Origin of the sequence: Kitasatospora sp. NPDC059327 (genome assembly GCF_042752535.1) — a bacterium.
Taxonomy (GTDB): domain Bacteria; phylum Actinomycetota; class Actinomycetes; order Streptomycetales; family Streptomycetaceae; genus Kitasatospora.
In genome coordinates, this window is record NZ_JBHYYB010000084.1 from 29,709 (window position 1) to 39,691 (window position 9,983).

6 protein-coding genes are annotated in these 9,983 nt (G+C 76.1%); all 6 read right to left on the reverse strand.

Annotated features, from left to right (window positions below; all coding sequences use genetic code 11):
• Positions 1–65 precede the first annotated feature (65 nt).
• Positions 66–3,797, reverse strand: coding sequence for a trypsin-like peptidase domain-containing protein (locus ACFXHB_RS34515; RefSeq protein ID WP_380579168.1), 3,732 nt, complete (start codon positions 3,795–3,797; stop codon positions 66–68).
• 292 nt (positions 3,798–4,089) lie between these two features.
• Positions 4,090–5,019 (reverse strand): tRNA pseudouridine(55) synthase TruB, encoded by a 930-nt coding sequence (gene truB / locus ACFXHB_RS34520; protein WP_380579170.1) that lies wholly within the window; start codon positions 5,017–5,019, stop codon positions 4,090–4,092.
• A 34-nt stretch (positions 5,020–5,053) separates the two neighbouring features.
• Positions 5,054–6,157, reverse strand: a complete 1,104-nt coding sequence (locus ACFXHB_RS34525) for a bifunctional oligoribonuclease/PAP phosphatase NrnA (protein ID WP_380579172.1) — start codon at positions 6,155–6,157, stop codon at positions 5,054–5,056.
• Between the two features lie 2 nt (positions 6,158–6,159).
• The gene (gene rbfA, locus ACFXHB_RS34530; protein WP_360639235.1) at positions 6,160–6,600 is read right to left on the reverse strand and encodes a 30S ribosome-binding factor RbfA; all 441 of its coding nucleotides are present in this window, start codon (positions 6,598–6,600) and stop codon (positions 6,160–6,162) included.
• A 154-nt stretch (positions 6,601–6,754) separates the two neighbouring features.
• Positions 6,755–7,051: a DUF503 domain-containing protein gene (locus ACFXHB_RS34535; protein WP_380579174.1), complete on the reverse strand. Its 297-nt coding sequence runs from the start codon at positions 7,049–7,051 to the stop codon at positions 6,755–6,757.
• Positions 7,052–7,201: 150 nt separating this feature from the next.
• The coding region (gene infB, locus ACFXHB_RS34540) for a translation initiation factor IF-2 (RefSeq protein ID WP_380579176.1) at positions 7,202–9,983 on the reverse strand (2,782 nt) is incomplete at its 5' end.

Below are 9,983 nucleotides of genomic sequence, written 5' to 3' on the forward strand. Positions count from 1 at the left end.
CCTGACCGCTCCTTGTTCCGTACGGCGCGTACCTTCTGTACGCTCAAACGCTCAAACCCGAACCCCTATAGCGTGCCATGCGCCTGCCCCTGCTTCGGCACCGGAAGGCGGGTTGGACGCACCGCCGGCTGTCCGGTCCCGGACACCGGCACGCGGGCGGCCTCCTGTCCGGCCGTCCGGTCCGCCTCCCGCCCGGCCTCGGCGGCGGCCTCCCGCGGGTCGTGACCGGCCGCCGCCAGCTCCCGCAGCCGGGTCAGCCGCGGGCCCGCGGGGCGGTCCGGCGGCTCGTGCTCGGGCCACCGGACCAGCAGCAGCGCGAACGCCGCCGAGCGGGCGGCGCAGCGCACCAGCAGCTCGTCGGCGTCCGGCAGTCCGGCCGCGGCCCGGGCCAGCACCGTCCGGGCGCGGTCCGGGCGCTCGGCCGCGCAGTGCTCGGCCAGCCGCTCCACGACGGCGGCGAGCACCTCCCGGTCGCCCTCGGTGGCCAGCAGGGTGTCCAGCAGTTCGACGCGCAGCGCGTCGGCCGCCGCGTCCGTGACCGGAACGACCAGCATCTGGGCGAACGGCCGGCGGACGGCCCCCGCCCGGGCCGCCAGGGCACTGCCGAACAGCACCCGCAGCTCCAGCCGGGCGACCGGACTCACGGCGGCGCCGCGCGCCAGCCGGCGGCCCAGGTAGTCGACGGCGATCGGGCCCGCCAGCTCCGGGCGCTCCCGCAGCAGCCGGGCCACCAGCTCGGCGCCGCGCCGGGTGGCCCGCGGCGTCCGGGCGTCGGCCAGCACCCGCAGCGTCTCGGCGGCCGCCGCGCCGGGCGCGTCCAGCCGGTGCGCGAACGCGGCCAGCACGGCCTCCGGGTCGCTCTCCAGTGCCGGGGCCAGCGCCCGGGCCGTCAGGAAGCGGTCCTCGCCGTGCCGGTACGCGGCGAGCGCCGCCGGGAGGTGCCCGGCCCGGGTCCGCGGGTCCCGGACCAGCAGGGCCAGCGCGGCGCCGTGCAGGCACGGCTCCTCCTCGCGGGCGAGCAGGGCCAGCGCGGCGAACCGCAGCAGCTCCGGTCCGGCACCGCGCGCGTACGGCGCGGCGCGCAGCGCGTGCACGGCGGCGGCGACGTGCCGCTCGGGCCGTCGGTCGTGGCTCCAGCGGTCCACCGCCCGGCAGAGCGCGGAGGGCTCCTCGCCGGCGAGGACGGTGAGCAGCGTGTCCGCCCGGGGGTGCGCCGCGTCGGCCAGCGCCTCCGTCAGATCGTCCAGGGCGAGCGCGCGGTGGCGGTGGAGCAGGTCGTGGGCGAGGTCGGCCACGGTGGTGCCGGGGCGGCCCGGCAGGCCGCGCGGGTCGTCGAACCAGGCGCAGAGGAGCGGGATCACCCCGGCCGGGTCGGCGCGCAGCCGCCCGGCGGTGGCCGCGAGGAAGGGCTGTTCCGGCCCGTCGGCGGTGACCAGGCGACGCAGCAACGACAACTCCTCCCCGACCGGCAGGCCCAGCCCGGTCCAGAACGACGGGTCGAACCGGCCCAGCCCCGCCGTCGGCAACCGCTCGAACCCGCCGGCCGCGGGTGCCACCTCGGCGATTCGGCCGGCCAACTGGGCCAGCAACGCCCGGTGTTCGGCGAGGTCGGGGCTGGCCGCCAACCCGGCGGCGAGCAACCGGCCCGCCCACCAGCCCGGTTCACTGCCGGGCGGGCGAAGGTCCAGCGCCCGCCAGATCCGGTGCAGCCACGGGTCCAGGGCGGTGGCTCCCCAGGTCTCGGCCAGCCGCCGGAGCGCGGCCGCCACCGGGCCGACCCGGTGCCGGGGCACGGTGCGGGCCCCGCCCGGCGGCGGGGTGTCCTCGGCCTCGCCGAGCAGCAGCCGCAGCGCCGCGTCCAGGTCCAGGTGCAGGCCCTGGAGCCAGTCGGAGAACTCGCCGTGCGCGAGCCGGTAGCCGGGCCCGGCCGGGACGAACAGGCCTTCCGCCAGGACCGCCGTCGCCCAGTTGCCCGGCGGGAAGAGCTCCTCGAAGGCGGCCCGGCCGAGCCCGCCCTGTTCCACGCCGAGCATCCGCCGGGCCGCCTCGTGCACCCGCCCGGCCACCGCCGCGGCCAGCCTGCGCACCCGGCCGTGCGACGCGGCGGGCCGCCCGGCACCCCGGCGGTGGGCGCCCGGCCGCCGGGGCCGCCCGTCGGCGGCGATCCGCTGGGCCACCCGCAGGCAGCGCAGGTCCAGATGGGCCGCGAACAGTTCGGCGCGGCCCACCGGCTCGCCGTACAGGCCCTCCGCCCACAGTTCCCCGGCCAGCCGGACCGCCAGCGGGTGCCGGGCGTCCGCCGCCGCCGGCCGGCCGGGCGGCAGCCCGTAACGACGGCGCACCCGGTCCGCGGCCTCGGCCGGCAGCGGCCCGAGCCGCAGGACGGCGAGGCCCTCGGCCGGCTCCGCGCACCGGCGGTCGCCGGCCGGTAACTCGTCACCGGCCCCCGCCGCGCGGCCCGCCGCTCCGGCCTCCCGGGCTCCGGCCCCCGCGGCCGGAGCGTGCGGCGGACCGCTGGCCGCTCCCGCGCCGGTCGGCGCCGGCCGCTCCGCACCTCCGCCGCCCCGCTCCGCCGCGTCACCGCCGCCGTCCGCGACCAGCAGCTCCCGCGCCTCGTCCCCGCAGGCCGTGAGCAGCCGCGCCCCGACCCTCTTGAGCCAGGCCCCGGCCGCCCGCAGCCAGGCCCCGTCGATCGGAACGGGCGCCTCCTCGGGCCCGTCCAGCACGACCAGCAGCGGCCGTCGCGCCGCCGCGCAGAGAGCGGCCACCAGGTCCGGCGCGGGCGGCGGCCGGGTGCCGAGGTCGGCCGCGGCCGCCGCCAGGGCCCGTTCCACCGCCGCGGCGAGCGAGGGGTCGTCGGCCCGCAGGTCGGCGCCGCGCAGCCAGAGCGTGGGCAGCGGCCGGTCACCGCCGCCGCGCCGGACGGCGAGCGCCGCGAGTTCGGTGGTCCGGCCGGAGCCGGGAGCGCCGACCAGCGCGGTGACCGTCGCCGACGGCTCGTCCCCGATCAGGCCGTCCGGGCGGTCGACCCGGTCGGCGGCCAGCGCGGCCACCCGGCCGGGGCCGGCCCCGGCCGCCGCCACCTGGGCGGCGGTCAGCCGCAGCACGCCCGCCAGGTTGAGCGCCGGGCCGTACGCGGGGACTCCCGCCGCGTTCCGCGCCAGTGCCTCGGCCAGCTCGGGGGCGTCCTCGCCCGACCCGCTGCCGTCCGCCGGGGCGACGGTCAGCGCGCCCCCCTGTTCCGGGGCCCGCAGCGCCGGTGCGGCGACGCCGATCACCGCGCCGCTGCGGGCGTCCAGCACGGGTGCCCCGGCCGGCACCGGTCCCGCGCCCACCGGAACGTCGAGCAGCAGGACTCCGCCCAGCAGGTGGAAGCGGCCCGGGCGGGCGTAGACCGCGCCGGTGGCGCCGAGCAGGCCGCAGCGCAGGGCGACCGCCGGCCCCTCCCCGCCGGTCAGCGTGGGCAGTACCACCGCGTGCCCGGCGGCCGCCCGGCCCGGGGCCGCGATCGGCAGCGGGGGGACGGGCAGGCCGCCGACGGTGTCGGTGCGCAACAGGGCCAGGCCGTGGCCGGGCAGCGGCAGGACGCTGTCCGGGCCCAGCACCCTGGTCTGCCCGCCCGGGGTGTGCAGGACGATCCGGTCGAGATCCGCGACGCTCTCGTGCGCGGTGAGGACGGTGCCCCGCGGGTCGGCGACGAACCCCAGCCCGCGCAGCCGCCCGTCCAGGTCCCGGATCCGCAGCAGGTAGCGCCCCGGATCGTCCGCCACCCCGTCGCCGTCCCGTGCTCCCGGCATGCGCGCAGCCCTCCCGGCAGGGCCGGGCGGCCCGGAGGCGGACGCGTCACGGCGACCTGCTCGCCGCCGGGGAGCCTGCCCGCCGCCGGCCCGGCCCGACCGCGCCCGCGCCGCTCACCACCGGGGTTCACCTCGCGCGCTCCCCCGTGCGGGTGAACCCCGGGCGCCCAGCGCCCGGCCGGGTGCCGCGCCCGCGCCACGCCGACGCGCGCGGACGGCGGGGCGCATGCCAAGAGCCCCCGGCCGCCCCGACGGGGGAGGCAGGGGGCTCGACCGGCGGACCCGGCAGGTCTCAGCCGACGAAGACGGCGACCGGCTTCGCCTGACCGCCGGTCTCCTCCACCAGGGCGAGGAACCGCCCGTCCGGCCCGTACACCGCGATCGGCCCGGCCACGCCCATCCCGGGCGCCTTCAGCCGGGCGCCGTGCGAGAGCAGCTTGGCCTGATCGGCGTCGAGGTCCCAGCGCGGGAAGGCGGCCGCCGCGGCCTCGCCGATCGGCAGCACCTCCAGCGGCGCGCCGGACCCGCCGGTCACCGACTCCTCCAGCTGCTCCAGCGTCCGGGCCGACTCCACCCCGTACGGGCCGACCCTGGTGCGCCGCAGCGCGGTGAGGTGGCCGCCGACGCCGAGCCCGGCACCGAGGTCGCGCGCCAGTGCCCGGATGTAGGTGCCGGAGGAGCACTCCACCGTCACGTCTAGGTCGATCACCGCGGTGCCGTCCTCGGCGACGGCGGACCGCTGCGCGTGCACGGTGAAGGAGTGGATGGTGGTCGGCCGCGCGGCGATCTCGAAGTCCTCGCCCTCGCGCACCCGCGCGTACGAACGCTTGCCGTCGATCTTGATCGCGCTGACCTTGGACGGCACCTGCATGATCTCGCCGGTGAGGGCGGCGATCCCGGCGTCGATGGCCTCCCGGCGCACGCCGTCGGCCGGTACGGACGCGGTGACGTCACCCTCCCGGTCGTCGGTGACGGTGGTCTGGCCGAGCCGGACGGTCGCCTCGTACGTCTTGGCGGTGAGCATCAGATGGCCGAGCAGCCGGGTGGCCCGCTCGATGCCGATGACCAGCACGCCGGTGGCCATCGGGTCCAGCGTGCCGGCGTGGCCCACCTTCCGCGTCCCGGCCAGCCACCGCAGTTTGGCGACCACCCCGTGCGAGGTGATGCCCTCCGGCTTGTCGACGATGACCAGGCCGTCCGGGCCGGTTCCCTTGCGCTTCATCGGTTCTTTTCTCTGGAGGCTTCTCTGGAAGTGGTCAGCTGACGGGCCGCAGCGCGCCCCGGAACCGCTCCACCACGTCGGCCACGGTCTCACGGGTGGAGAACCCGGCCGCGAAGGTGTGCCCACCGCCGCCGAGCGCGACGCAGGCCGCCGCGACGTCCACCGCGCCCTTGGAGCGCGAGGAGCCACGCAGCGTGCCGTCCGGGTCCTGCTTGAGCACCAGCGCGACCTCGGCCTCGGCCGGGCGACGCAGGATGTCGATCAGGCCCTCGATCTCCTCGACGGTGACGCTGAACAGCGCCAGGTCCTGGTAGGGCACCCAGGTCCACACCAGACCCCGGCCGCCGGCCGCGTCCGGCTCGTAGACGGCCCGGTCGAGCGCGGCCGCGAGCACCTTGAGGTAGCCGAAGGACGAGGTGTCCCACAGCTGTCGGGAGATCAGGTCGTGCCGGATGCCGGTGGCCAGCAGCCGCCCGGCGAGTTCATGGGTCGCGGGTGTGGTGGCCCGGTACTTGAACGAGCCGGTGTCGGTGGCGACACCGGTGTACAGGCAGGTGGCCAGGTCCTGGTCCAGCTCGACGCCGAGCCGGCGCAGCAGCTCGTCCACCAGCACGGCGGTGGCCGGCGCGCTCGGGTCGATCAGCTGGTGGGTGCCGAAGCCGGGGTTGGAGGCGTGGTGGTCGATGACCACCAGCACCGGCGCGGCGAAGGCCTTCTCGTGCAACAGGCCCAGCCGGCTCTCCGCGGCCACGTCGAAGCAGAGCACCAGCTCCGGGGTGCCGGGCACCTCGGAGACCGGCACGATCAGCTCCTGACCGGGCAGGAAGGCCAGTGACTCGGGCACGATCTGCGGGTCGTCGCCGAAGGAGACCCGCACCTCGTGGCCGAGCCCGCGCAGGGCCAGCGCGGCCGCCAGGGCCGAGCCGAGCGCGTCGCCGTCCGGGCAGATGTGGCAGATCAGGTCGATGGACCGGGCGCGCCCGATCTCCGCGACCACCTGCTGCCAGACCAGCTCGAAGCCGGGCGCCTCGGCGCGCGGCCCCGGAAGCACCGCGAGGGCACCCTCCACCGTGGTGGTGGAGGACGCCCCCGCGAGTGCTCCGGCCGTCGAACCGGGCGACGCCGGCTCACCCGTCATGACTACTCGTCCTCGTCGTCACGCTCGGACGCCGGGACCTTGTACGGGTCCGCGTCGCCGGCGTACGTCGCGCCCGCCGCGGTGGTGCGCACCGCGGCGTCGATGGCCCGGGCCCGGTCGAGCAAGTCGTCGATGTTCCGGGCGTTCTCCGGCAGGGCGTCCGCGACGAAGGTCAGCGTCGGGGTGAAGCGCACCCCGATCTTGCCGACCTCGGAGCGGATGACTCCCTTGGCGCTCTCCAGCGCGGCGGCCGAGGCCTCGCGCTCGGCTTCGTCACCGAAGACGGTGTAGAAGACGGTGGCCTCGCGCAGATCGCCGGTGACCCGGGTGTCGGTGATGGTCACATAGCCCAGCCGCGGGTCCTTGATCCGGCGTTGCAGGGTCTCGGCCACCACCACCTGGATGCGGTCTGCGAGCTTGCGCGCCCTAGCGGTGTCGGTCACGTTGCCTCCTCGTGCAATGGGCCGGGTAACTCGGGCGTGTTGCCTGCCCGTCGGGGCCCACGCCCCAAAGTACCGGCCCGCGCCCAGCCTTGTGGGCGCTCTCGGTCCTGATCCGTGTGAGAACGGCGACTCGCGCCGGTCCCTTCCACAGACCTCATTCGTCGTCGTCGTTGTGGTAGCGCCTCCTGGCGGAGAGCAGCTGAACCTCGGGGCGGCCGGCGACCAACCGCTCACAGCTGTCCAGGATCTCGGTGACGTACCCGGCTTCGCCGGACACCACCGCGAGGCCGATCTCGGCCCTGCGGTGCAGATCCTGGTTCCCGGTCTCGGCAGCGCACACGCTGTACTTGCGCTGCAGTTCGGCCACGACGGGCCGCACGATCGAACGCTTCTCCTTGAGCGAGTGGACGTCGCCCAGCAGCAGGTCGAAGGTGAGTGTTCCCACGAACATGTATGACAGGTCTCGCCGACCTGGAGGCCTCGGGGGCGGCCCTGGACCGGGCCGCGACTGCTACTTCTGAACTACCCCGGACCCTACACAGCGAGACCGGGGCCGGTCGACGGAAATACCACCCGTCGACCGGCCCCGGACACCACCCGCTTACGCGCGCGGCTTCTCGCGCATCTCGTAGGTCTCGACGATGTCCTCGACCTTGATGTCGTTGAACGACCCCAGGGTCACACCGGCCTCGAAGCCCTCGCGGACCTCGGTCGCGTCGTCCTTGAAGCGACGCAGACCCTCGATGGTGAGGCTCTCCGCCACGACCTTGCCGTCGCGGATGAGGCGGGCCTTGGCGTTGCGGCGCAGCAGGCCCTCGCGGACGATGACACCCGCGATGTTGCCGAACTTGGAGGAACGGAACACCTCGCGGATCTCCGCGGAGCCGAGGCGCACCTCCTCGTACTCGGGCTTGAGCATGCCCTTGAGGGCGTTCTCGATCTCCTCGATCGCCTGGTAGATGACCGAGTAGTACCGGACGTCCACGCCTTCCTTGTCGGCCGCGGTACGCGCACGGCCTTCGGCGCGCACGTTGAAGCCGATGATGATGGCGTCCGAACCCATCGCCAGGTTGACGTCGGACTCGGTGATCGCACCCACACCGCGGTGCAGGATGCGGAGCTCGACCTCCTCGCCCACGTCCAGCTTGACGAGGGCGTCCTCAAGGGCCTCGACCGAACCGGAGACGTCACCCTTGATGATGAGGTTGAGCTGCTCGATCTCGCCGGCGGCGATGGCCTTGTCGAGGTCCTCCAGGGACACCCGGACCCGACGCTGCGCGAAGGCGGCGTTGCGGTCACGGGCCGAGCGCTTCTCGGCGATCTGACGGGCGGTGCGGTCCTCGTCGACGACGATGAAGCTGTCGCCGGCGCGGGGCACCGAGGTCAGACCGAGCAGCAGCACCGGGCGGGACGGGCCGGCCTCGGCGAGGCTGTTGCCGTTCTCGTCCAGCATCGCGCGGACGCGGCCGTAGGCGTCGCCGACCACGATCGAGTCACCGACGCGGAGGGTACCGCGCTGCACGAGCACGGTCGCCATGGCGCCGCGGCCCTTGTCGAGGTGGGCCTCGATGGCGATACCCTGCGCGTCCTGCTCGGGGTTGGCCCGCAGGTCCAGCGAGGCGTCCGCGGTCAGGACCACGGCCTCCAGCAGCTGGTCGATGTGGAGACCCTGGCGCGCGGAGATGTCGACGAACATGGTGTCGCCGCCGTACTCCTCGGCCACCAGACCGAACTCGGTCAGCTGACCGCGGACCTTGGTCGGGTCGGCGCCCTCGACGTCGATCTTGTTGACGGCGACCACGATCGGCACACCCGCGGCCTTGGCGTGGTTCAACGCCTCGACCGTCTGCGGCATGACACCGTCGTTGGCCGCGACCACCAGGATCGCGATGTCGGTGGACTTGGCACCACGGGCACGCATGGCGGAGAACGCCTCGTGACCCGGGGTGTCGAGGAAGGTGATCGGGCGCTCTTCGCCGTTCACCACGGTGGCCACCTGGTAGGCACCGATGTGCTGGGTGATGCCACCGGCCTCGCCGGCCACCACGTTCGACTTGCGAATGGCGTCCAGCAGGCGGGTCTTACCGTGGTCGACGTGACCCATGACGGTGACGACCGGCGGGCGCGGGGCCAGCTGGTCCTCGTCGCCCTCGTTGGCACCGAAGTCGATGTCGAACGACTCCAGCAGCTCGCGGTCCTCGTCGTCGCGGCTGACGATCTCCAGGATGAAGCCCATCTCGCCGGCCAGCAGCTCAAGGGTCGCGTCGGAGACCGACTGCGTCGCGGTGACCATCTCACCGAGGTTGAACATGACGGAGACGAGCGCGGCCGGGTTGGCGTTGATCTTCTCCGCGAAGTCCATCAGCGAGGCGCCGCTCGACAGGCGAACGGTCTGGCCGTTGCCGCGGGGCAGCATCACACCACCGACGGACGGGGCCTGCATGGCCTCGTACTCCTGGCGCTTCGCCCGCTTCGACTTGCGGCCACGCGCCGGGCGACCGCCCGGGCCACGACCGAAGGCGCCCTGCGTGCCACCACGGGCACCCGGGCCGCCGGGACGACCGCCGAAGCCACCGGGACGCGGGCCGAAGCCGCCGCCGCCACCGGGGGCACCGCCACCGGGACGGGGACCGCCGAAGCCGCCACCGGCCGGACGGGAGCCCGGACCGGCCGGACGACCGGCGAAGCCCGGACGGGCGCCACCGGCGCCGCCGGGACCGCCCGGACGGGCGCCGGGGCCACCGGGGCCGCGGCCGCCGGGGCCCGGACGCGGGCCCGGAGCCGGACGCTGCGGCATCATGCCGGGGTTCGGACGCGGCATGCCGGACGGGCTCGGACCACCGGGACGCGGGCCGGCCGGACGGGGCATGCCGTCCGGACGCGGACGGTCGCCACCGGGACGCGGCGCGCCACCGGCGCCGGGGGCACCGGCGGGACGGGGACGGTCGCCACCGGGACGCGGACGGTCACCGGCACCGGGGGCACCGGCGGGACGCGGACGGTCGCCACCGGGACGCGGACGGTCACCCGCGCCGGCACCGGGGGCACCGGCGGCCGGACGGGCACCGGGCGCGGCCGGACGGCGGTCGCCGGGGCGGGCCATACCGGTCGCGCTGCCCGAGGTGAACGGGTTGTTGCCCGGACGCGGGCCGGCCGGACGCGGGCCCGGACGGGCACCACTACCGGCGGCGGGACCGGCCGGACGCTGGGCCTGGGCGGCCGGGCGCTGAGCCTGGGTCTCCTCGGCCGGGGCCGGGGAGGAGAACTCGGCAGCCGGAGCGGCCGGGGCCGTGGACGCCGCGGGGCGGGGCGCCGGGCGCGGACCCGGGGTCGGCGCGCCGGCCGGACGCGGGGCGGCCGGAGCCGCCTCGACGGGCGCGGCC

Excerpts from the sequence above, each read along its gene's own strand:
- ACFXHB_RS34515 (WP_380579168.1), bottom strand. The coding sequence starts at position 3,797 with ATGCCGGGAGCACGGGACGGCGACGGGGTGGCGGACGATCCGGGGCGC.
- truB (WP_380579170.1), bottom strand. The coding sequence starts at position 5,019 with ATGAAGCGCAAGGGAACCGGCCCGGACGGCCTGGTCATCGTCGACAAG.
- ACFXHB_RS34525 (WP_380579172.1), bottom strand. The coding sequence starts at position 6,157 with ATGACGGGTGAGCCGGCGTCGCCCGGTTCGACGGCCGGAGCACTCGCG.
- ACFXHB_RS34535 (WP_380579174.1), bottom strand. The coding sequence starts at position 7,051 with ATGTTCGTGGGAACACTCACCTTCGACCTGCTGCTGGGCGACGTCCAC.